We start from the raw sequence: 208 nt of genomic DNA on the forward strand, positions 1-208 counted from the left end.
GGTTAAGCCTCACGGGCAATTAGTATCAGTTAGCTCAAGGCCTCACAACCCTTACACACCTGACCTATCAACGTCGTAGTCTCCAACGACCCTTCAGGGGACTTAAAGTCCCAGTGAGAACTCATCTCAAAGCCTGCTTCCCGCTTAGATGCTTTCAGCGGTTATCAGTTCCGAACGTAGCTACCCGGCAATGCTTCTGGCGAAACAA

1 rRNA gene is annotated in these 208 nt (G+C 50.5%); it reads right to left on the reverse strand.

Going from position 1 to position 208, the window contains the following annotated elements:
* Nucleotides 1-208 (reverse strand): 23S ribosomal RNA (locus tag ACSLUR_RS19225); the annotation flags it as partial.

This window comes from Thalassotalea montiporae (assembly GCF_053485855.1).